The sequence below is a fragment of the Methylomonas sp. 11b genome (assembly GCF_000515215.1).
Classification (GTDB): domain Bacteria; phylum Pseudomonadota; class Gammaproteobacteria; order Methylococcales; family Methylomonadaceae; genus Methylomonas.
This window is the reverse complement of the sequence record NZ_KI911557.1, coordinates 1,839,867-1,861,311: the sequence shown is the minus strand read 5'-3', so window position 1 is coordinate 1,861,311 and position 21,445 is coordinate 1,839,867. Positions and strand designations below refer to the sequence as shown.

The 21,445-nt window shown below is 49.7% G+C and carries 20 protein-coding genes and 2 pseudogenes; 8 read left to right on the top strand and 14 right to left on the bottom strand.

The annotated features are described in order from the left end of the window. Positions 1–82 precede the first annotated feature (82 nt). From METH11B_RS29755 to METH11B_RS29445, 3 genes are all read right to left on the bottom strand, one after another. The gene (locus tag METH11B_RS29755) at positions 83–340 is read right to left on the bottom strand and encodes a hypothetical protein (protein WP_026601747.1); all 258 of its coding nucleotides are present in this window, start codon (positions 338–340) and stop codon (positions 83–85) included. A gap of 10 nt (positions 341–350) precedes the next feature. Then, positions 351–893, bottom strand: coding sequence for an OsmC family protein (locus METH11B_RS0108975; protein WP_026601746.1), 543 nt, complete (start codon positions 891–893; stop codon positions 351–353). 272 nt (positions 894–1,165) lie between these two features. Then, positions 1,166–1,387 carry a hypothetical protein gene (locus tag METH11B_RS29445; protein WP_197026942.1) on the bottom strand — a complete coding sequence of 74 codons (222 nt, stop codon included), beginning with the start codon at positions 1,385–1,387 and terminating at the stop codon, positions 1,166–1,168. A gap of 82 nt (positions 1,388–1,469) precedes the next feature. On the opposite strand from METH11B_RS29445, the gene METH11B_RS29440 reads away from it, so the two are divergent. Next, complete coding sequence (locus tag METH11B_RS29440; RefSeq protein ID WP_026601744.1) at positions 1,470–1,685, top strand: hypothetical protein; 216 nt, start codon at positions 1,470–1,472, stop codon at positions 1,683–1,685. Between the two features lie 298 nt (positions 1,686–1,983). Here METH11B_RS29440 and METH11B_RS29750 read toward each other — a convergent pair whose 3' ends face one another. The 4 genes and pseudogenes from METH11B_RS29750 to METH11B_RS30155 form a co-directional block, all read right to left on the bottom strand. Beyond that, positions 1,984–2,835, bottom strand: coding sequence for an OmpP1/FadL family transporter (locus METH11B_RS29750; RefSeq protein WP_231499601.1), 852 nt, complete (start codon positions 2,833–2,835; stop codon positions 1,984–1,986). Beyond that, complete coding sequence (locus tag METH11B_RS29745; RefSeq protein WP_231499600.1) at positions 2,781–3,350, bottom strand: outer membrane protein transport protein; 570 nt, start codon at positions 3,348–3,350, stop codon at positions 2,781–2,783. The genes METH11B_RS29750 and METH11B_RS29745 overlap by 55 nt, the downstream gene beginning before the upstream one ends. A 276-nt stretch (positions 3,351–3,626) precedes the next feature. Next, a pseudogene (locus tag METH11B_RS0108950) lies at positions 3,627–4,061 on the bottom strand (IS1595 family transposase); the annotation flags it as partial. A 605-nt stretch (positions 4,062–4,666) separates the two neighbouring features. Beyond that, positions 4,667–4,801 carry a transposase gene (locus METH11B_RS30155; protein ID WP_081733775.1) on the bottom strand — a complete coding sequence of 45 codons (135 nt, stop codon included), beginning with the start codon at positions 4,799–4,801 and terminating at the stop codon, positions 4,667–4,669. 237 nt (positions 4,802–5,038) lie between these two features. On the opposite strand from METH11B_RS30155, the pseudogene ltrA reads away from it, so the two are divergent. Next, positions 5,039–5,917, top strand: a pseudogene (gene ltrA, locus METH11B_RS26535) (group II intron reverse transcriptase/maturase); the annotation flags it as partial. Between the two features lie 5 nt (positions 5,918–5,922). After that, entirely contained in the window at positions 5,923–6,225 is a 303-nt protein-coding gene (locus METH11B_RS30150) for a group II intron maturase-specific domain-containing protein (RefSeq protein WP_197492418.1), read from the top strand. 786 nt (positions 6,226–7,011) lie between these two features. Here the strand turns inward: METH11B_RS30150 and METH11B_RS0108930 are convergent. From METH11B_RS0108930 to mobH, 6 genes are all read right to left on the bottom strand, one after another. Beyond that, complete coding sequence (locus METH11B_RS0108930) at positions 7,012–9,204, bottom strand: TonB-dependent receptor (RefSeq protein ID WP_026601739.1); 2,193 nt, start codon at positions 9,202–9,204, stop codon at positions 7,012–7,014. 38 nt (positions 9,205–9,242) lie between these two features. After that, complete coding sequence (locus METH11B_RS27770; RefSeq protein ID WP_231499599.1) at positions 9,243–10,601, bottom strand: HupE/UreJ family protein; 1,359 nt, start codon at positions 10,599–10,601, stop codon at positions 9,243–9,245. Between the two features lie 344 nt (positions 10,602–10,945). After that, positions 10,946–11,776 (bottom strand): sulfite exporter TauE/SafE family protein, encoded by an 831-nt coding sequence (locus tag METH11B_RS26525; RefSeq protein WP_036277183.1) that lies wholly within the window; start codon positions 11,774–11,776, stop codon positions 10,946–10,948. A 213-nt stretch (positions 11,777–11,989) separates the two neighbouring features. Next, positions 11,990–12,622, bottom strand: coding sequence for a DUF4400 domain-containing protein (locus METH11B_RS0108910; RefSeq protein WP_026601735.1), 633 nt, complete (start codon positions 12,620–12,622; stop codon positions 11,990–11,992). 2 nt (positions 12,623–12,624) lie between these two features. Beyond that, the gene (traD, locus tag METH11B_RS0108905; protein WP_026601734.1) at positions 12,625–14,451 is read right to left on the bottom strand and encodes a conjugative transfer system coupling protein TraD; all 1,827 of its coding nucleotides are present in this window, start codon (positions 14,449–14,451) and stop codon (positions 12,625–12,627) included. Next, positions 14,448–16,871, bottom strand: coding sequence for a MobH family relaxase (gene mobH / locus METH11B_RS27765; RefSeq protein WP_026601733.1), 2,424 nt, complete (start codon positions 16,869–16,871; stop codon positions 14,448–14,450). The genes traD and mobH overlap by 4 nt, the downstream gene beginning before the upstream one ends. Before the next feature lie 132 nt (positions 16,872–17,003). Between mobH and METH11B_RS0108895 the strand changes: the two genes are divergently transcribed. The 5 genes from METH11B_RS0108895 (at position 17,004) to METH11B_RS0108870 (ending at position 20,542) form a co-directional block, all read left to right on the top strand. Further along, positions 17,004–17,468 carry a hypothetical protein gene (locus tag METH11B_RS0108895; protein WP_026601732.1) on the top strand — a complete coding sequence of 155 codons (465 nt, stop codon included), beginning with the start codon at positions 17,004–17,006 and terminating at the stop codon, positions 17,466–17,468. 10 nt (positions 17,469–17,478) lie between these two features. After that, positions 17,479–18,348 (top strand): plasmid replication initiator TrfA, encoded by an 870-nt coding sequence (gene trfA / locus METH11B_RS0108890; protein WP_026601731.1) that lies wholly within the window; start codon positions 17,479–17,481, stop codon positions 18,346–18,348. 530 nt (positions 18,349–18,878) lie between these two features. Further along, positions 18,879–19,298 carry a MerR family transcriptional regulator gene (locus tag METH11B_RS0108885; protein WP_026601730.1) on the top strand — a complete coding sequence of 140 codons (420 nt, stop codon included), beginning with the start codon at positions 18,879–18,881 and terminating at the stop codon, positions 19,296–19,298. An 87-nt stretch (positions 19,299–19,385) separates the two neighbouring features. Further along, positions 19,386–20,093: a MerT/CopZ fusion-like heavy metal transport selenoprotein gene (locus tag METH11B_RS30145; protein WP_331725249.1), complete on the top strand. Its 708-nt coding sequence runs from the start codon at positions 19,386–19,388 to the stop codon at positions 20,091–20,093. A gap of 17 nt (positions 20,094–20,110) precedes the next feature. Next, the gene (locus tag METH11B_RS0108870; RefSeq protein ID WP_165385928.1) at positions 20,111–20,542 is read left to right on the top strand and encodes a putative iron-sulfur cluster-binding metallochaperone; all 432 of its coding nucleotides are present in this window, start codon (positions 20,111–20,113) and stop codon (positions 20,540–20,542) included. A 112-nt stretch (positions 20,543–20,654) separates the two neighbouring features. Here the strand turns inward: METH11B_RS0108870 and mobI are convergent, their stop codons facing one another. After that, complete coding sequence (mobI, locus tag METH11B_RS0108865; RefSeq protein ID WP_026601726.1) at positions 20,655–21,137, bottom strand: conjugative transfer protein MobI(A/C); 483 nt, start codon at positions 21,135–21,137, stop codon at positions 20,655–20,657. Positions 21,138–21,445 lie beyond the last annotated feature (308 nt).

The window sequence follows — 21,445 nt, the reverse complement described above, 5'->3', positions numbered from 1 at the left end:
TTTAGGTTTATATTACGGGCTTGGGGGGGGCAAACGATGTCATCGTCAGTCTCGGCGAGGCCTCTGCTCATCCGGCCTTGGCTTACAACTCGACTTTTCCGGCATCACCCACGGGGCTGAAATGGAACGCCGGTTTGGCGTGTGTTTTTTCAGGCGCTTTTGCAACCGGCAACAACGGGAATAGCAATTCGGCGACACAATAGGCTTCTTCTAGGTGTGGGGTATAGTCGATATCCCAACTGGTGCGCTGCTCGATTATACTGTCCAGCAGATCGCCGCTGACATTGGGTACCCAGTAGGCGAATTTGATGGGGCTATTGCTATGATGTGATTGGCTCATGTGGATTTCCTCACGCGGCGTCGCTTGCCAGGACGCTCAGCGGCGCGCCATTGAGTATGACCGTGCCGGCCACCTCGACCGGCCGGGTCAAGGTATCGAGCACGGGACAGTGCGCTTCCACGGACGCAACCAGCTGGCTGATCGTTTCCGGGTCCGCAGGGCTCTTCAATATGGTTTCAAAACTGATTTTCTGGAAACCGGAGTGCACCTCTTTCAAGCCGAACAAGCCATGCAGATCCAGATAGCCCTTGGCGGTCACCTCGACGGCCGTCAAAGGGATGCCCAACACGGCGGCGTAAGCCGCATAGACGATTTCCTGACAGGTGCCGAGCGCGGCTAGTATCAGCTCGACGGGGTTTGCACCCGCGTCTCCACCACCCAGTTCAGGGGGCTCGTCAATGATCAGCGGCGGAAAATCTCGCACTTCGGCGGCGCAGCGCACGCCATCGAGCAGGCGGGTCTGCGCCTTGAAAACCAGGCGGGCGCCCGCCGGATTTTTTTGCAAGGCGGCAATGGTGTTCTCTAATGTTGCTTTCAAATCATTCTGTGACATGTGAATCTCCGAAATATTGAGCCGGGATTGTCGATCGAGAAGGCTGGCTTCGCGCCTAGCCCTAGATTGCCCGAAACAACCACGACTTTTAATGTACTCATGCTGATTGCCTTTGTACGGTTGAAAAATCCCAATGCCTACAAAGCATGGGTACTGCACTTAGGTTTGAGCACATATTATGCCAACTTGTATCCTATTGTTTTTTAAGTGACTAATGAGAGCATTATCGATTTGAATGCCGATTTTGCAGCAGCGAATCGCAACGACTGCCGCTACAGCGGCAATCGTTGCGGGACTAACAACCGGCAAAACCCGAATATGAAACCGCCAAATGGCTTAATCGCCGCTTGGGTTCTAAACAGGACGATCACTTTGTCCGCTCGCATACCCTGGATGGGTTTATCGAGGAAATTCGCTAGGTGGTAATCCATCATGCGCTCGTCGCCCCGCGACACGCCCGACATCACAATCTCCAACGAGACCATTCGTGACATTACCGGGCCGCACCCGGAACTGATCGGCATCGCCTAGCAAATTGAAAAGACCATGAACACACGAGGGTTGAGAGGAATTAACATGGACCCCGAATTCGGCGCGCCGCCCATTCAGGCCAATGAGCCTTTGCTCTACCCGATTTATGGCGTCTGCAAACAACTGGATGTGCCGGTATTTTTAATGTCCGGCCCGACCACACCGAACCTGGAATTTGATAATCCGGTCGCCGCCGGTAAGGTTGCCTGGACTTTTTCAGGTTTGCCATCGTCTGCTACCACGGTTTTTATCCGTATGTGAACGAAATGATCGGCGTCGCGTTTCGCTAAGAAAACGTTTACGTCGTCCCGGACATGTATATTTTTCTACTGGGCGGAAACTTGTATGTGGAAGCGACCAACAGTGTTATGAAGGAGCAATTGTTGTTTGGCAGCTCGTACTCGTTCCCGCAATGGGGTGATCGATTGGGGATTTTCTAAAACTAGGTTTACATGAAGACGTACTGGACCAGGTGCTATATCAAAACGGTTGCTACGGATTTGACCTGAAGATTAGTTTTGCCGAATAATCCCGGAATGAATTATTCGGCGCCAATCACTTAAAATTTGAAATTGGCTCCCGCACCCAGCGCCCATTCGCTAACGTTAACCGCATACTCCCCCAAAGCCAGCGTACTGCGGCTTGCCGAACCTTCAAAAGCATAGGCCGCAAACGCATCCAGTCTAAACTTGGGTGAAAAAGCGTATCCCAAGCCTGCCGTCGCTGTATGTTGCCAAACAACCGGGGCTAAGGTAGTTTGTACGACTTTAACCAAATCGTTGTTATTAAGAACACCGGGGACACGGGTATCAAGAGGAAGCGACCCCACCCCTTTAAAGCCTCCTACCGTACCGTTTGGCTCGTCACGGAGCACCTCCGTAGCATAACTGTAGCCTGTCCTAAATTGCCAATTCCCCAAATTATATTGGCCCCCAAACATGGCCAGGAATTGATCGTCATAGACATCCTTATATAACGAAGATTGTGACCAGTTTTTCCATGCTACGTCCGCCTCTAACAACAAATTAGGGGTCGGATTGGCTGCTATACCCCAAGTTGCTTCCAATGGTTGTTCTACCTTTACGCTTTGGTATTCCTGAGCGCCGCCCACTGTGGTCGACAATACGTTACGATAGTTATATTCCAAAGGAGTCTTTACTGAGGCGCCTATCTTTACATCCTGAGTGAGTTGATAAGTTGCCCCGAAAGCGCCACGAACTGAAATATTATGTACGCTGGACGTTGTCCCCCCAAAATCACCTGATAAACCGCCAAGTCCCGTAGTATTTCCCACAGTCCCGAACTGGCCCAAACCGAATCCTACCGTTAATGCAGCGCCTAATGACAATTTGGGTGTCAACTCATAAGCAGTCCCCACATTGGCGCTAAATGAAAGCAATTCCACATCCAAAGGCAATGTAGCCGCGCCACCAGCTCCCCCCCCCCCAGCCCGAGTCCGGCCCCTCCATTGATTGGCTGCGTACGATAATCGGCGCCCAGACCGGAATCAACCGCAACACCGGCACCAATCACAAAACCAGGCGACACTTCCCCACTGAGAGCAATATCAGGCGCAATGTAATTCTGGGCCAGACTACGGGAATGGTTGGTAAATCCGTTGTTACTTTGATAATTGTCCACTTCAGGTTCGAGAATGGCCGCTCCTAAACCAAAATTGAAACCTTTAAATTGTGTCAAGGTGGCAGGATTACCAAACAACGCGGCGGAAACTTCTTGAGGTTTAGTATAAGCGGCACCAGCCATGCCACCGGCAATTGGTTTTAAAGACAGATTCAGATCAGTTCCGGTATTCAGAGCCAATACGCTAGGCGACACCGTACTCGCTAGCGCCAATAACGACATCTTCCGTAATCTCCATGAATTTATACGCCGGTAATTTTTGAGAGAAAACAATTCTCTATTCATTTGAAACTCCAATTAAAATATTTTCAGATATTGGCTACGTCCGTTAAGTTTGCCCTAATAGGTTTCGGAGAAAGACAAATACGTTGCGCCTGAACTCTTACAAGGCAAAGTTCATGCCACTCGTAAGTAATTGTTTATTCAGTATAAATTCTTTGTATTTTTATTGTTGATGCCGCGCTAGCGGCAATGTATTGGAAAAATCGCCGCTATTGAAGCAAGGAAGCAGAAGAATTGTTGCTCTTGGAGCAATGTGATGTATGGCTTACAAAATAATGGCTATGAACAAGCTGCAGGTTGAAGAAAGACCGGCTCATGTGCGACGCATAGCGTGAGTAATCGATTAGGGATTTGGTTTTCCCAAAATCGCCGATTCAACCTATAGCAAAATTCGTCGAGATATTCCTGTACATAGTTGCCTGACACACCATGGTAAGTACCCAGTAGATAGCTTTTAAGATTGCTGATGACCACATGAACCCAAGGTAACCATTCACTCGCCATTTCAGGTGGGGTTACTTTGGCAATATGGTGATGTTCCTCGGCCAGCACATTGAGTGCAGCCAGCGCATCGGTATGCAAGGTTTGGCCTGGGGCAAGCGTTTGTTGGGCGAATGCTCTCACACTATCGTGCGTCACCTGCTCAACCACCTTCATGGCCACAAAACCGGGCTTGCCGTCATTGTGTTCGCAAGCCACTAAAATAGCGGTTTTACCCGCGCTGCGAAACCTTGGAAACGAAGCGGTAGCGAGTGAAGGTTGAGTAGTCCCTGGAAGCCGTAGCGCCGGGCGGTTTTTCGACTAGAAAAAACTGCAAGGCATCGCGAAACGGCGACGAGTCATGCGAGAGCCAAGGCTTTGACCCCTTGCTGGGTCAAAGCCGAGGTGACGCGGACGGCCAGGGCCGCCGCAGGCAATCACGTGGCGGGTGCAGGCGCGATTGCTAGCCAAGGATGGCTAGCAATCTTTCCCGCCGGAAGCCGACACTCACCGACGGCGCCTCGCCCGCGTTTACCGGCACGCTTACCACCGATAAAGGCATCATCGAATTCGATAATGCCGCTTAGTTTGTACAGATTATTCTGATCACCCATGGCCGTGCGTAACTTCCTCGACATGCGTTGAGCCGTCAACCAGGAAACACCAATGAGTTTGGTCAGCCGCAAAGCGGAGATACTACCCCTTGTCCGACGATACCCAATAAAGACTCCAAAACCACTTCACAAGCGGCAGTTTGGTGTTATGAAACAGGTGCCGGCTGTCACCGAAGTGTGATGATGACAAACTGCACATTCGTAGACATGCCGTGTCTGAAGCAATCAACCTTTCTGATGGCCACAGCGTGGACAGCAAAATCCTTCAGGCCACCTGAGTTTGATGATGGCTTGAAGACAACTTTTTTCATCGGCAAAGTGCTGTTGCCAGTCCCAAAAACTCGTGATCGTTGCTTGCATGACCGCTCTTCAGGTTATCCCCCTATAATTCGGATTTGTTAACCTGTGGTAAGTTCATAGCCATTTACAAAATTGATGATAATGATTGCCAACTTTTGACTATCAGCGGCGTTGTTGCACAAATCAACCACATCGCCCTTTGGCTAGAATTGCCGCTGCTTAGCCGTGTGTCCGAAAAAATGTTGACTACCAGTTGGAAAAGGCAACGATTAATGTGTCAGGTATGAAGTAAGCAGATGTAAGGGTGCTGCCGGCATTGATGGGCAATCCATTAAGGATTTTGAGGCTGATTTAAAGAACAATCTGTACAAAATATGGAATTGGTTGTCGTCAGGCAGCTACTTTCCGCCACCGGTACGTCGTGTCGAAATACCCAAGTCAAACGGTAAGCTGATGCCATTGGGTATACCGACTATCTCGGATCGAATTGCACAAATGGTTATCAAGAATCGGCTGGAACTCCTTGTGGAACCACACTTTCATGATGATTTCTATGGCTATCGCCACGGAAAGTCGGCGCTCGATGCTATTGCGCAAACACGGCAACGCTGTTGGCGGGATGATTGGGTGCTGGATATGGACATCAAGGGATTCTTCGACGCCTTGGATCATGGCTTAGTCATGAAAGCTGTAGCCAAGTACACCGACTGCCAATGGACGTTGCTGTACATCGAACGCTGGTTAAAGGCCGACGTGATACTGCCCAATGGAGAGAGGATCAGCCGTGCGAAAGGTACGCCCCAAGGTGGCGTCATCAGTCCGTCGCTGGCTAATATCTTTTTGCATCTGGTCTTTGACCAATGGATGAAGAAGCACTTTCCTTGTATCCATTTTGAACGCTATGCCGATGACATTGTGGTGCACTGTCGAAGTGAAACCCAGTTGAAAATGGTAGAGCGGCAAATCAGGCAAAGGTTTATCCGGTGTGGTCTGGAACTTTGCCAGGAGAAAACCAAGATTGTGTATTGCAAGGACTCAAGCCGAGACGGGCAAGATCCGAATCAGAGCTTTGACTTTCTGGGATATACATTCAGACCCAGAAGGGCTCGCGATAGAAGCGGCTGGTTCTTTGACACTTTGTCAGCTTCTCAACGGCCGTCAGCCGTAAAGCGTTGAAAGCCATGAGAGCAAAGCTCAAAGGACACCCGTTGATCAAAGCGGGCTACAGTCAAAGGATTGCTGATTTGGCAAAAGCGATTAATCCGATCGTTCAGGGATGGATCCCCTATTACGGAAAGTTCAGAAAATCAGCGATGTCGGCCATCTATAGCTATATCAACGATAAACTGTTGAGCTGGGCAAGGCGGAAATTCAAATCGCTACAGCGCCGGAAATGGCGTGCCAGCCGATGGCTGCGGGAGCTATATCGACAATGTCCGACATTATTTGCTCACTGGCGAGTTTGGTGTTGGGTGGCTGGATAACAAGAGCCGTATGAATCGAGAGGTTCACGTACGGTTCCGTGAGCAACTGAAGGGGCGGTTCCCTTCGGTTGACTCGACCGCCGACCGAAGGATTTTTTCGCAGTTAGAAGCATGAGCAACTCAACTACGAAAAATTCAAAACCCAAGAAGCAGCGAAACTGAGCGTGGTCGATTATTTGGTTTTTTACAATGGCCGCCGATCTCACTTAACTTAACATTGGGCTACCAATCCCCGACGCTACGAGGCTCGGAAAGCAAAGCGGTAGCGAGCGAAGGCCGAGTAGCCCCTGGAATTCGTAGCGCCGGGCGGTTTTTCGAACAGAAAAACTGCAAGGCCTCGCGAAACGGTGTCGAGTCATCCGAGAGCGAGAAGCGAAGACTTCGAGCGACGGGGACGGCCAGGGCCGCCGTAGGCAATACACGTGACGGTGGAGGCGCGATTGCTCACCAGCCTTAAACTGAAGCAAAAAACACCGTGATGCCACCAAAATCGTCAAAAAATACCCTGTACCACAAACGCCTTACCAAAGGGTTCTCGATCATCTTGATATCCCCAAATCCACCAACAGGCTCTTCGGGAACACCATGCCAAGCTCAATCCATTTGCTCTTAAGGGCGCCATTGAGCAACAATTGAAACTCATCTTTTCACAAGTCCAGGTTACCTCTAATGTGAGGCAACGACTTTGCCCCTTCGGTTATCTTTTCCTATGAGGCAATACGTCTACTGCTGGATAGTTCAGCTATTTCATTTAACCGGACCGTCGAGATTGTTTCTATAAAGACTTCAAAATTTTGCCGACAATGTCATACGGAAATTGACCGGCTCAACCGGGTGAAAGTGGATGTCATTCACACCTGCCAGGTCTTCACCAGGCAGGCGTGAAGTGTAGTAATAGTCAATCGCACTGTCTGTACGATTGAGCAAATTGAACATTTCCGCTTGTAAAGTCCAGGTTTTATTGAATTCGTAGCCCAGCATAGCCGAGAGCATGATGGTCGGTTTTGACCGCACACTATTATCCTCAATCAGGGAGCGAGGCCCGAAGTAACGCAGTCTTGGTCCGCCAAAGAAACCGTAGAAATCATGGACCGTAGCACCGGTCGCGATGACGGTTTCAATGGAACCCGGAATGTAGTTGCCTGCTGGATCATTACCCCTAAAGCGCGATTTTGAATAACTAAAATCGGCATCAAGTGTTAACCAATCGGTCGGTGAATAGTAGTTGGCAAATTCCAAACCGTAACGGCGACTGGGCCGACTAGGTTCAGTGGTTCCTGCGTCACCCGAGAACAGCAATTCAGAATCAATATCCAGCCACCAGATGGCTAATGTACTCTGCAAGCCTTTTATCCAAGTAGTTCGAGTACCGATTTCTGAGCCGTAGGTTCGTGCAAGCGGTACGGCGGATTTCACATTTTCGCGTGTACTGGGATCGATGCGGGTATTAACACCGCGTCCATCATTACTGTGGTAACCCAAGCCACCGTTCAAGTAAAACTCGGTATCAGCCCATGGTCCAAAAACCATGCCCAATTTAGGACTCACTAACCCATCGTAACGTTCGCCTTGATTGGCGGCGATATTACTGTTGGTAACATCGAAGCGGAAGCCATCGAAGCGCACCCCAAGCGTAGTCCGAAACCAATCATTCCAACGTGTTTTATTTTCGGCATAGGGACTGGCACTGGTAACCCATACGGAATCTTGACGTACCGTCGATAGGCGTTGCCGCGCTTTGGTCAAATACAAGCCATTATCGATGTTATCGTTGCGCACTTGTAAACCAAAAGTGCTTTCCGACTCGGCACCTGCAAGCTTGTGATAAATGGTATGACTGGCCTTGAACCCAGTCTGCCAGCGTTGATCCGGCTGGTTGAATTGATCGCCATTAACCGGATCATTCAGGAAATACGTGAAGTTCGAGAATAAATTAAGCGTCGAATAAAGCCCGTAAGCCATGAACTTTGTTGCACTGGTATTGGTATTGCGGTGCCATTCGGCTGTCAGGCTGTAACGTTCACTCGCTCCACCATCGGTGGGATCGAGAGCATCAAAACGGCCGATAAGCCCTGAAGTGACAGCACGCTTTGCGATTTGGTCAGTGGCATTCCAATCTGCTTTATAGGCCATGGCGGTGACATTCCAGCCGGTTTCGCCATGCTCTTCGCTATAACGAAGTACACCATTATATTTCTGATAATCGTTACTGACTGTCCACGGTCCACCGTTGTTGACGATTTCACCCGCGTACAGCAGATTTCCATCACCCAATTTATGGGAACCGGTAGCCAATCCACGATAGTAGTCAAACATGCCGCCGGTAAATTTCACCAACGTATCGGGCATATCATCGAAGTATTGAATATTCGCGGCACCTGCACTAGAAAAGTCCCCATTTTCTGCATAGTAGTTCCCTTTCTGATAATTAACCGTTTTGATTAATTCGGGGATCAGAAAGTTGGTATCCGTCCAACCTTGACCGTGTCCATGCGTGGTTAAATTAACCGGAACGCCATCGATTTGGGTTAAGAAGTCGGTACCGTGATCAAGGTTGAAACCGCGTAAGTAATACTGATTGGCTTTACCTTCGCCACTGTGTTGCGACGCAATCAGGCCAGGTACGGTTTCTAATATCTCGCCAGGACGACTGATTGGGCGGTATTTAAGCTGTTCTTGTCCGACATGACCTTGCGAGGCACTTTCGGCGATACCGACTAAGTCTCTTGATCGCCCAAAATCCTCAACCTCGACAGTTTCCAATTCTTCCACTTTTTCTTGCTTGGCAGCGGATTTAGCTTTTTTTGATGTGTTGCTCTTGGCCGCTTTGTCTTCGGTTTCAATTTGATCGGCTTGCTCCAGCACTTCGGTTACATCCGTATTCGGTGCCGCTTGAAGTCCGGTGCAACTTAAGCCCAAGACGATTTCAAGGCCGATGATCAAAGGTTTCTTTTTTATTATTGTGCTGTAAAGGCTCATAGGTTTTCTCTTAAACGATGTCGGATTGATTTTTATTGTTATGTCAGAATGGGATAGGCCTTAACGGGCCATGTTTTTCTCATTGCCAATGGCAAGCTTTTTTGACTTGCAAAAAGCAAATGAAATCGGGAGATAACACCAATAGCGGCGCCGCTTGAACGACGTGATTTGTCGATAAGCGTTAAATTAGAAAAGAAATTGTTCTGAAAACAAACGGTCGTGACCGTGCTTTGCATGGTCTCGCGCAGATTACGAAAGGCGCAATCGTGCCTAGTGTGTTTGATCGTTTGGGTAGTGAAATTGCCGGTATCAGATTTGGCAAAGATCGATTGAAGATAAGAGTCTTCAACGGATGAAATCGGGGTCTTGCGAAGATTGGAAGAAGCTTGATGTGCTAAAACATTGGGGAGCGCAACCGGTGGCGAGGTAAGACCAACGCCGTTGCTTAGCAACCGTTTACCAGGTGTATGGTTAATATCGGGGTAATAGTGTTTGAAATCCAAAGCACTATGATTTATGTAATCGGGATTAAATAGCCACTTGTCCAACCAGTTATCTAGCCTTTGCAAAGCGGGTTGTTTGAAAATCAAACCATCGCAATTGCTGTCTACCGTAACACTTCGACTATCATTTTTAACGGGTGTTCTCACGAAATCAACGAAGCCAAGGCTAACAAGCTTGCTACTTGAGGGATCGTTAACCCCAGCACCATACCTAGAAAAATCTTCAGAACACCGTTTATCCTCAGCGAAAACAAAGCAATACTGCGCATACCCAGCTTGATCCGCTTCTATCCAAAAAGGTGTTATTTTGGTGAATTCCGCATCCTGAGCAAACACTGTGTCTATAGCGTTGTTGCCAACAATCGATTCAGTCGTTTTGGCCAGAGCTGCATTGGAAAATATAATCGTCAGCAAACAGCTAATGCAAAATACAACTAACTTTGCAACTAAGATACCGGCACCGTGCAGCAGCAGCGTTGCCAGCATAAAACCCAAGGTATAAGAAATCAGACTGGCAGATGTGGAAATTTCCTGACCATGGGCAAAGCCATGGAAGAAAGCAAAAAACGCCACAATCATGACATTGATCTTGGCGCTAAAACGGATTTTACGGGTAATTAATACACCGAAAACCGCGCAAGATAACAGGATGATGCCTTCCACGCTGGGAATGGCCAAGCCTGCTGCGCCGGCAAGCCCCCCTAAACTCATGACCCCAACAAATGCAAGCGGCAACATCCAAACAGCCTGTCCACGCAATTGGGCCGCCCAGATGCCGACGGCCAACATAGTGACAAGATGATCCCAGCCAGATAGCGGATGACTAAAGCCGTGACTCCAACCGATGCTGTCTAAATCGATAAATTGGAAGCCTGCAAAAATGACTACCAACAAAAACGGCAATCCAAAAGAGAGCAATAGACGCCGATTGTGTCTTGAATCTGATTGCTGATTGGATCGGTTAGGCTGCATCAAAGGGTTACAATAAAAATAATAAGGTATAGAACTTGTTTAAAAAGATTGAACGCTTGGCTGTTATTCCATCGTTGGAAGTTCGGTAAACCTGACTAGGCAACTTATCCGAAGGTTATGAGGCGATTATAAAGCCAATGTCAGTTGAGAGCACACTAAAAACACGGCAGTTAACATAGTTTAATTATAGAGGCCCGGCAAAATCACGCCATTTTCAACCAGAAAGAACCTCGGTCGTCAATAAAACAACCGTATCAAAACCTGATTTAGAGAATTGAACCAAGTACATATTCAACCGCATATCCGCCGGCTACCAGTACCAACACAATCGAAATTCCCAGTTCAAGCGAACGGTGCGAGAAATGTTTCTGTGCTTGCGCGCCCATATACATACCCACTACACCGCCCAGCCCGAACAGAATACCCAACGTCCAGTCAGGTCTTGTATTGATACCAGGCGGTGCAGGCAGAAATTGATAGAGCGCCACACCTACAACGGATGTCACAAACGTACCCAAGAGTGCTGCCCCCGCAACTTCATATACCGGAAGGCTAAACACTGCTATGAGCACTGGCGCCATGATGGAGCCGCCACCAATACCATAGGCTCCACCAATGACACCGATAATCAGTGCAACTAAGAAAATAGGTATCGTATTCCCGCTATTGCCAGAAATAGATACCCCTATTTCGCCCCTGGCAAAGGCGCTTTTATTCCCGAGCAAACGGATTGCCAACCCAAGCAGAATGACGCCGACAAACAGTTTAAAAGTGCGTGCGTCCAGTAGCCAATGCACACGTAACCACCAACCCACCAACAGGCCTGGCAAAGTGCCTGTGGCAATAGTCCAGGCGAGCGGCCAGTCCATACGTTTAATACGGGCGTAATGCCATATGCCGCCAGGAATGGCCACTAAATTGAATACAAGATTGGTCGCCGATACCGAAGGACTAACATACCCAAGCACACTCATCTGGAATGGGAGCAACAAGAATGAGCCAGATACCCCGACCATCGAGGTGAAGAATGATATGCCGAAGGCTACCAATGGCGGTAACCAAAACGGAACAGTGATGTCTGCAACTTCTAAGAACATGGATTCTATCATGCCATTTACTTAGCCAAATGTCTGTAAATGGCCAATGTGTAGCAAGATTGGCTTCTTTATGTGACATCCTCCATTAGCCGAGAAATTTTTCATTATTGCCATCATAAAATCTAAGATTTTTTCACTTTTGGTGCCACCCGACATTAGTAATTATCGGAGCGGGCCGATGATGAGGACTCAGGTAAATCACAAAATCGAGCATCAAACCCGTTTCTGAGTATTGGCCAATAAGATGTTCATCGCCCAGGCCACGATAATAATGCCAACCGGCAACGATTGCGGTGGCACGGGAAATGGCAGCGTCAGTCCCATCAGTAAAAGGTATAACGCCCCCAACATCACATAGATACTATAACGATGCGCCATCGGACTGGGGTAATCAAAATTGGTTTGGCTAACCTTGCGCCGAATCAAGCCATCAATGGCAAACGGCAGAATTGCCACTGCCAAAAAGGGTATCCAGGCGCAAGCCATAACAAATCGCTTGATCATCTGATACACCGTATCCCAGAGCACATCGAGTCTGCTTTGAATGAACGGAAACAAATCATTGCGGCCGACGTCTTCAAAGCCTTTGGACATTTGTCGTTCGCGCTCGGTCGGAATGAAGTAACGGTATACACTTTCCCTCATGCCGGTTTGGACAAACATTTGGTCAAACCAGACCTGTGCGGTGTGCCGGATCTCCGCTTCCTTTTCAATGCCGAAATAAGCAATCAACATCTGATCTTCAGTTGCCTGGATTTCCCGTGTCCAGCGATCCGAGACAAAGCTCGCGACTAAAATTACTTCCAACAACCAGATCATCAGACTGAATAGCAAATTGCGTTGCATGGTCAGGTCAGTTGGGTATCAAGTGCTGATTGCAGCACAGGCAAACGGCCTTTTACGATGCGACCGCCGGATAACTTGGCGATGTAATGCAAATCAGGCAGTTGACCGAGGAGCTGTGGCGCAAACAAATCGCCTTCCTCCTCCATTAGTCGCTCGCCGACATTCCCTGAAAACACGGTGGGATTGGTTGCGCTGGTTGCGACACCCTGGGTGCGCATAATGTATTTGAGTCGGGTTTTGGGCAGATTGTCGGTGATGTATTGTTGAGTCTCGCTGTCCATGATGCGCAGTGCGATCAGGTTGTTGACGTTGCCTAATACCTGGCGGGCTTTGTCCTGAGATCCGGTGCGGGCTGCAAAGTCGGCAAAGGTCTGGGTGGCGATGAATAAGCGAATTTTGGCGCCACGGCCTTTGTTTAATACTTGAATGAATGGGTCGTTGATAACTTCAGCGGCCTCGTCGACAAAGACATTCACGGGTCTGTCTGAGACACCGTAGTTGTAACGATCACCGGCAACGGCTGCCAGATCGGCCAATAGAATGGAGCCAATGGCGCTGCCAACCATGCCATCCGATAGTGAGTCCAAGCCGATATAGGCAACCTGGGCTTTTTGAATAATATGGCCTGTATTGGTGATGGGCCGCACGTCATCAATGTCCTGCGGGTTAGGCGACAATAACGGACCCAACGATCCCGATGTCAGCATGTTCATGATCGGAATCAGCGAAGCGACCATTTTGCTGAAATGCGCTCGGTCGTGTTCGAACAAGGACAACAATCCCTCCAAATCCAAATTCGGCACCTGATACTGTACGACTTCTCGGTAAAACCGTACCAAACCAGCCGCTTTGGAGTCGATATCCTTGGCATTTTTCAGGTAAGGTCGCGCCTCTTGCCGCCAATGCTCCAAACTATTGTCGAAATAACGTTCCAAGGCTTGAATTACCAAGGTCGAAGGACCGCCTTCCAGGTAGCGGCGTAGTTTTACCAACGTTGGCCGTTCTTCGATCACCATCAAGCCTTGAATGACGTTATCCAGGGATTTCTGACCAAATGCCTTGAAGGGATCGTTACTGCTTTCGCTGGGCGAAATAGCACTGATACGACTTGCTATTTCGGATGGCCGATTGAAATTATGCAACGGGTCCAGCCGCACGCTGTCTTCCGGAAAAGCTGGGTGGAAATACACGAAGCGATCGGGGCGATTGGCTATTTCGCAAGCCCGTTTGGCACACGCCATCAGATCCTTATCGCCTTTCGGATCGATGATGATCACCGCTTCGCCGCGCAACACGGCTTGCGTAACCAACACGTCAAACGCTCGGGTTTTACCGGCGCCGGTGGTGCCAACTAGTAGCGTATGGCCGGCGGTATGCTGAAGCGGCTGCCGGATATCGTTTTCAGAAATTTCCAAGCCATGAATCCAGGCAGAGCCCATACGTTTATGATCGTTCGGAATCAGTGTCGAGACATCCCGTTTCAAAATCTCATAAGCCAATTGTGCATGCTTTTGCACCCAATCGAATCCCCAGCCAAACCATAACTCGTCCGGATGGTGTTTGATTAAGTGCTTGAGTTTCTCGGCATCCAGGTATTGAAAGCGGAATTGTCCTAGGCGGCGCTTGCGATACCAAAGGCTCACCGCCGTAGGCAGTCGATAACAGGCTATTACGCTACAGGCGATCATTAACCAATCAAACGGTTCTCGGGGCAACCCCGACCAACGACTGGTCCAATACGCTAATCCCGCCCCTCCGATCCAGCCGGAGATGGCATACACCTCAAAAATCGGTCGCCAGGGAAATTGATGGTCGTAATCGGATTTCATGGGCGTAGCCGCACCTGAATGCCTTCAGTCGCACTGACCGAGCGACAATCCGGGTGATTGGCAATGTCTAGCATGAATCGGGTCCGTTTGATGGTTGGATGTTGCGCCAGAAACCGTTCCAGTTCGGTATTGGAAATCTTATGCCAGTTGCCTTCCGTGGATGATTCTTCGGGCGGAATGTTTTGCTGCTGCACATGCGTTATCAGCAAATCGATCGTTCCGGGTTTCTCCGGTGTCGTTGTTTTTGGCGCGGCTGACTTGTCGGCATTTGGTTTAACCATAATATCTGAAGCGTTATCGTTTCTCGATTGTTGGTTGCCGGAAACTTTTGGGGTGAGCTGAGCGACTTTAGGTTCCGGTTTCGTGCGTTTTTGGCGCTTGAGCAGCCCCTGATTACTGACGGAGTTAGCACTGTCGTTTGGGGGTGATGCTGACGGCTCTAGCGGTCTGACTTCACCTTGGGCGGTCAATAACGTCTTCATAGCCAAACTGGGTTCCAATGCCAGTAGGATGCCGCGAACCGATTGGATGGTTTGTACCTTGCGCATGGGCGACAGCACATCGGTGACCAGCCAGCCGGTTTCTTCCATCGTTTTGATGAATTGACTCGGATCAAGCCCTAGTTTTTCAGCTGCGCCCGGAAACGGAAGCAAGTATTTCTCCTGAACTTCCAGAATATCGATTCCCCATTGCCATTGGTCCTGATTGAGGTGAAAGGCGATGTTTAATAACCATTGTCCCGCGGGGCCATGATCGTCCAGCCATGATTTGGTTTTGTCAACGGGACTATCAAGCGTTGGGATTTCAACCGTGGGTGGATCGGTTTCGGAGGCTGGATGATTAAATTCATTTACAGTTGGAATGGGTGTAGTTGGGTTTGGCGACACCTTGGCTTGAATCGGACGGGTAAGGTTGTTGTCCAGATCAGACTGATTCGAGTCTTCATCCAGGGCAGATGGCGCACAATTACTTTCATGCGGGAATTCCGGAGAAGGGATTGCGGAAATGGATTCGGTTTGGCCCCAGTGCGTGGGGACATTTATGTTATCCGCCTCAGTTGTCTGAATTGACGCCTCGATTGCCGCCAAAGGATTCTCTGCACGATGGGGCGGCTTCAGAACCGCGACATTCTTGCTTTTTGCCGGCTTGCTGGTTTTCGGTATCGGATTGGCAACGGGCTCAGTTGTTACAGCAGTCGCATCCTGTTCTCTGATTTCGTGAGCGTCTACCACGGTTGGTGGTTCGCCGCTAAAAACGAGTTCCGCGGATTTCAGGCGTAACAGATATAGCGGATTGTCCAAACCTTCAGGCTGCATCTGCCAATAGCGGTATTGCCGACCATCTGGCCAGGACTTAGGGATTGCCAAGCCGCGTTCGATCAGGATGTCCGCCAAGGTGTCTTCGTCACGCGGAATGCCGGGAACTTTGTCTTTGGCCAGCAATGTGACGATGTCTTGCGCACCGGCCCGCCAGACGATATGCAGACCTTGCTCGAAACGCCATAGCCGAGCGCCTTTTTCGTTGACGGACCACTGTCCGGACTTGACCAAGCGGCGCATGGCGTCGAACAAGTACTTTTCCACCGGCATGCCCAAGGCAGAGTCGATGTTTTGGTAGTGCGCTTTTAAATCCCGTTCCACACTTCTGCAGTCGGCGGTTATCACCAGTGCGTAAACTTTGGAGCCGCGGTCTAAACCGTTAATGGTTTCCAGCATGGCCTGCATGATGTCGGGGCCGGACTCCAGAATGAATGTGCGCGCTTCTCGGGTGAGGACGCGCTCGATTACCAAGGCCGAAAACTGTTCATGGCGTTTATGGCGGTTATCCCTCCAACGTAGAAAGTATCGGTCGATCTGATGTCGCACAGCCCAGTCGGTGATGTTTTCATCGCAAGGGTTCCAGGTATGTTGCCCCTGTGCGTCGACTACGGCGATATCGGCGACCGGTTTGCCGATGTCATGCAACAGCCCCGCAAAACAGACCGCCAGACGCCAGCGTAATTCTTGTGCTTTTCGTTCCTTGGGTGATGCTGACGTGGCAAACAAACTGCCTTGGGAAGCCAAGGTCGCCCAATGGGCGACTTCCAATCCGTGCCGAAACAAGCCACCGGCGCCGCGATGGTGATGAGATTCCGAAGCCGGCAATAAATGGCTGTAGGCGGCATAACGGCGTAAGACCGGCGCGGCTATGGTTTGATAAAGACTTTCCGGCATGGCCAGCGCCTGTTCGATGGCCCCAATCAACTCCGTTTGACTAGACAGGATGCGTTCCACAGGCGCAGCCGGCAAACCCTTCATGAACGGCGGATAACGCGGCACGTCCTCATCAGTCGTTGTCACAACCGGACCTATAGGCGCGGACTCGACTCCAAACAGACGTTGGCGGATGCGGGTAATGAGCGTTAAGGGCGTATTTTCCATATCGCCGCATCTTGCCGGGAATTTTTCAGTCGTCGCTTGCAGCTGGCGACGAATTCGACGTCAGCTGCAAGCAGGCCTGGCAAAAGAGTGTTTAGTGTAACGAGCTCCCTTTAATTACCCCCTGGAGCTCTCATGAAATCCAAATCGCTCGCAATCCATTGTCTTGTGTCCTTAGTGTGCGGCACGGCATGTACTTCGCTGAATCGTCCCGATGCTGCCGTAAGCGAGACCGTCATCGAATCGATTGTGCCGATTCAACCTGAACAACCCTGGCGCCTAGATAATGCTTGGCAGACAGGTGGATTGGGCGGTTCAGTGCTACGAGCTGCAGCAATGGAACACGTCGTCAGGCAAGTTGATCAGCCGTTTGGCGTTTACGTGGCAAATGACGACGTAGCGGGTCATGTCCTTAATATCAGCACGTTCCACTTCCCAGATAGCCCGGATGACGATGCACGGGTCATCGAACGCGCCTGGCGAAAATATTGCCATCATCAACTCGATATGACGCCGGAGGAGCAGGCGCTAGTCAAAACCATGCCAATTCCACACAACGTGCTGAGCCATGGCTGCAATCCCGGCAGCCTGAAGAAGTGAGGCGGCCGTCATGGACAGAAACAGCACCAACCATTCGCTCGAGAATCTCACCGAACGCTTTCAGTCTCTGACGGAGCGGAAAAAAGCCAAATTGCGGGTGGTCGAACCCATGACGTCTTTGCCCAACTGGCCGGCGGCAATTCGCGGTACGCCGAATGCCTGTTTGCGGAGCGCATTGTTCGCCGGCATCCAGGGTAAGGAACGTATTGCTTACAAAAAACGCACCCTGCTGGCTGCGGTTGATGGCATTGAGGTTCGCTACCTCGGCATACAGCTCAATCAATCGGACCTCGATGTCTGGATGCAGATCGTGCACTTGTCCAGGCAACAATTGCCGGGATTTAGCGTGACCTTCAGCGCACATGCCCTATTGACGGCATTGGGTCGCGGTAGCGGCAAAAGCCAACATGAATGGCTGAAAGAATCGATGGCCCGCTTGGGAGGCGCCTTTGTCGAAATCACCTTTCACGGCCGGGATGCCTTTGGTGAAAAAGGTTTCTTGCGCTATTACCGTGATGAACTGACACAGCGCTATGTGGTGGAATTGACCGAATCCATGCTGCGCCTGTTCGAGGAGGGGTACACCTACATTGAGTTCGAACAGCGGCAAAAATTGCGCAAACAACCTTTGGCATTATGGTTACACGGTTTCCTGTCGTCCCATGCCGCTCCGTTTCCGATGAAAATTGCCACCATTCACCGGCTGAGCGGCAGTGGCGCGAAAACCCTGCGAGATTTCAAATATCGGTTGGGTAAAGCGTTGGAGGCCTTGGTGCGCATTGGCACTTTGGCAAACTTTGAATTCGCTGATGACATGGTGAAGATCAAACGCCAACCTACGCCCAGTCAACAGCGCTTTCTGGACGACCAACAGCACTAAAAAGCACGGCATTAGACCGACGCTATTTTCGGTCGGTCGAAGCCTCTCGATACGGCATTAGGCCGACGCGGATACGGCATTAGACCGACGGAGGCACGGCATTCGGCCGACAAGGTAACGGCATTAGACCGACGGGCACGGCATTAGACCGACAAAAAGCACGGCATTAGGCCGACGTTTGACACGGCATTAGACCGACGCTTCGAGCAAGTTATGAAACCGCTGCAGACCTTGCTATTCGATGGCTGTAGCGATTCTTTTGCAATGAAAATCTAGGGTGCTAATCTATTTATAATCTTTATTTAATCTAAATAAGGGGATGTTACGTTGTGGATAATTTCGCCTCCGAAAATAACACTTGTTCATCGTGTCGGGGTTCTGTGAACATGTCGCCATCTCTTCCGGCTTTCGTACATTGGCCCCAATAGCCATATAAAATTCAATGTGCGGCAGTCAGGTTTCTGATTATGATTCCAGCCATTTGAGGAACGTTGCCGTTTTGCATTGAAAAGAAAACTTTAAGGCTCAAAATGCCCAATTTAACGATCGGCAAACTTGCTAAACAAACCGAAGTCACTATCGAGACCATCCGTCACTATCAACGCATTGGTTTACTGACAGAGCCAGCGAAACCCGAAGGCGGTTATCGCGTATATTCAACAGATGCGATTGCCCGAATACGTTTTATCAAACGCGCTCAACAGGCTGGATTTACCTTGAAGGAAATTGCCACCTTGTTATCCCTTGATGGAGCGCACTGTGCCGATGTAAGACAACTGGCCGAGCAGAAATGCCAGCAGATCGATCAACAAATCCGGGATTTAACCGCTCTCCGTCAGGTATTGGAAAGCCTGGTCAACGACTGTCAGCAAACCGCGCCAGCCGCTCATTGCGCTATTCTCGATGCGTTTAGCGATGATGATGCATCACCAACCTCTAATTTTAAGTAAGACACCACCGTCCACTTGACTCTGTTCTAAACAACAGGGTTTAGACTCCTTGCCAACATTTAGCATGGTTTGGCTTAGGAGATTGGCATGAATACAGACCCTGAAACGCCCTTAAAAACTCCGTCATGGTTAGGTATCGGCGCCTTGTTGGCCGCTGTAGGGGCTTCGGCCTGTTGTGTCGGGCCATTTTTGCTGTTGTCGTTAGGTATTGGCGGCGCATGGATTAGCACGCTAACGGCTATGGAACCGGTCCGGCCATTTTTTATCATCCTGACCCTGGCCTTTATGGCTTTAGGGTATCGAAAACTCTATCTAACGCCTCACCACTGTGAAGAAGGTGAAAACTGTGCCACATCCGACATTCAACGCCGACAACGCCTACTGTTTTGGTTGAGTTCCGCATTCATTTTGATATTGCTGGCCTTTCCCTGGTTAGCGCCTTTTTTCATGGCTTGAGAGGATTCATATATGACCATTAAATCCAGTTTGTTTATTTTAAGCTTGTCATCAAGTGTGTTGTGGATGCCGGCAGCTCATGCTGAAACGACTGTTGCACTGCCAAACCAGCAGCAAACGGTGACGCTGAACACAGAAAATATGACCTGTGCCATGTGTACAGTCACCATCAAGAAGGCCTTGCAGAAAGTCGAAGGCGTACAAGAAGTGACTGTCGATTATGATGCCAAAACGGCCGTGGTTACTTTCGACAGTCGCAAAACCAATAGCGCCGCCTTGATCAAAGCCACGACGGATGCCGGTTATCCGGGTTCCCTGGTTACACCTATTACCCGATAAGGCCGAGGATAGCGTTTATGTCTGATTGCTGCTGCCCAAGTACATCCACCAAAACCAAACAGATTTGTCCTGAATGCGGTTCCTCGTGCAAAAGCGTCGGCATGCCGACGCTGTACCATCAGGTACGGTTTCCCGAGAATCAGTCAATCGTCATTGACAGCTATTATTTTTGTCCGGCAAAAACCTGTCCGATTGCTTACTTTGCCAACGCAGGAAACATCATTCCCAAACAACACTTACGAAGCTATCAAGCGATTCAGAACGACGCGCTGTGTTACTGCTTTGACATAGACACTGAGCAGTATTTATCAGCGTTAAAAGATCGACGGGCAGAAGCGATCAAAGCTTTCGTCATGCAACGTACCAAAGCCGGCGAATGCGCCTGCGAAATCAGAAATCCATCAGGTCAGTGCTGTTTGGCCAACTTGAAGCGTTTGGTAAATCAATGACAGGAACCAGACATATTGAAACTGGATTTTAGACTCGGCGATTAAGCGCTTTTATCTGAACAGAAACCTTAAATTCGTTTAAAGCGCGCAATAAACATGGCATTTAACGGCCTCAATTGGCGGTCGGGTTTGTATTGGATTCGAGACTTTTTCGATAACGCTGCATCGCATCGCGGATCTTTCCTAGTTGATCGAGCTGTTGCCGAATATGGGCAAACTCGGTTTCCAGTTCTTCGACTAATTCGGCCTCCCAGGCGGGTTCGCCTTTTAGCATGTTACCAAGCGGATAACGATAGCCACGGCCTTTCTTAACGTACTGCGCAATGGGCCTGGTCTGACCGTTTTGCCGCAACGTGGCCATGCGATACCACTCAATGCTGAAAGCTCGTTGGTTTTCCCGGCAGCGAATGCGGACGCCGATTCGGCCCGATTCGCTTTTGCTGTGTTTCTGGCGCTGGCTTTTCATTTGGCGCCAATAATCATCGACCAATACTTTGGCTTGCGCCTGGAGATGATCGCACCGGGTTTCGATCCAATGCAGCAGGTCTTGTTCTGTGAGATTGAATTGAGTGTTGACAGGTTGTTCGCTTGACATGAATTTTCCTATTACTTAACTGTAGGGATAGGCATGGACAATGCCTAACGGGATTTTCTATTCATTGCGAGCCTTGGAAAGCGCCTTACTGCATAGCCATTTGCAAATTGAATCCCTACCACAGTAGGCATATCACTGTCATTTTATCGAGGGTTCATTTAGGCATTGCCTTCGCAAAACGGCGTGACTCATGCCTACCTAGGAAATAACATCGGATTACAGGCCGGTTAACGACCGTTACGTTTCCCTACTACAGTAGGGAAATCGAAAGTCGAATTCCTGTTGGGATTTGCGGGCTATCATCCGTT

Bases quoted from the DNA above. Each gene is read 5' to 3' on its own strand.
- METH11B_RS0108975 (WP_026601746.1), bottom strand. From the start codon at position 893: ATGTCACAGAATGATTTGAAAGCAACATTAGAGAACACCATTGCCGCC.
- METH11B_RS29745 (WP_231499600.1), bottom strand. From the start codon at position 3,350: ATGAATAGAGAATTGTTTTCTCTCAAAAATTACCGGCGTATAAATTCA.
- METH11B_RS0108895 (WP_026601732.1), top strand. From the start codon at position 17,004: ATGAAATCCAAATCGCTCGCAATCCATTGTCTTGTGTCCTTAGTGTGC.
- trfA (WP_026601731.1), top strand. From the start codon at position 17,479: ATGGACAGAAACAGCACCAACCATTCGCTCGAGAATCTCACCGAACGC.
- METH11B_RS26525 (WP_036277183.1), bottom strand. From the start codon at position 11,776: ATGTTCTTAGAAGTTGCAGACATCACTGTTCCGTTTTGGTTACCGCCA.
- METH11B_RS30150 (WP_197492418.1), top strand. From the start codon at position 5,923: ATGAGAGCAAAGCTCAAAGGACACCCGTTGATCAAAGCGGGCTACAGT.
- METH11B_RS0108885 (WP_026601730.1), top strand. From the start codon at position 18,879: ATGCCCAATTTAACGATCGGCAAACTTGCTAAACAAACCGAAGTCACT.
- METH11B_RS0108930 (WP_026601739.1), bottom strand. From the start codon at position 9,204: ATGAGCCTTTACAGCACAATAATAAAAAAGAAACCTTTGATCATCGGC.
- METH11B_RS30155 (WP_081733775.1), bottom strand. From the start codon at position 4,801: ATGCAAGCAACGATCACGAGTTTTTGGGACTGGCAACAGCACTTTGCC.
- METH11B_RS0108910 (WP_026601735.1), bottom strand. From the start codon at position 12,622: ATGCAACGCAATTTGCTATTCAGTCTGATGATCTGGTTGTTGGAAGTA.
- METH11B_RS0108870 (WP_165385928.1), top strand. From the start codon at position 20,111: ATGTCTGATTGCTGCTGCCCAAGTACATCCACCAAAACCAAACAGATT.
- METH11B_RS29755 (WP_026601747.1), bottom strand. From the start codon at position 340: ATGAGCCAATCACATCATAGCAATAGCCCCATCAAATTCGCCTACTGG.
- traD (WP_026601734.1), bottom strand. From the start codon at position 14,451: ATGAAATCCGATTACGACCATCAATTTCCCTGGCGACCGATTTTTGAG.
- METH11B_RS29445 (WP_197026942.1), bottom strand. From the start codon at position 1,387: ATGTCACGAATGGTCTCGTTGGAGATTGTGATGTCGGGCGTGTCGCGG.
- METH11B_RS29440 (WP_026601744.1), top strand. From the start codon at position 1,470: ATGGACCCCGAATTCGGCGCGCCGCCCATTCAGGCCAATGAGCCTTTG.
- mobH (WP_026601733.1), bottom strand. From the start codon at position 16,871: ATGGAAAATACGCCCTTAACGCTCATTACCCGCATCCGCCAACGTCTG.
- mobI (WP_026601726.1), bottom strand. From the start codon at position 21,137: ATGTCAAGCGAACAACCTGTCAACACTCAATTCAATCTCACAGAACAA.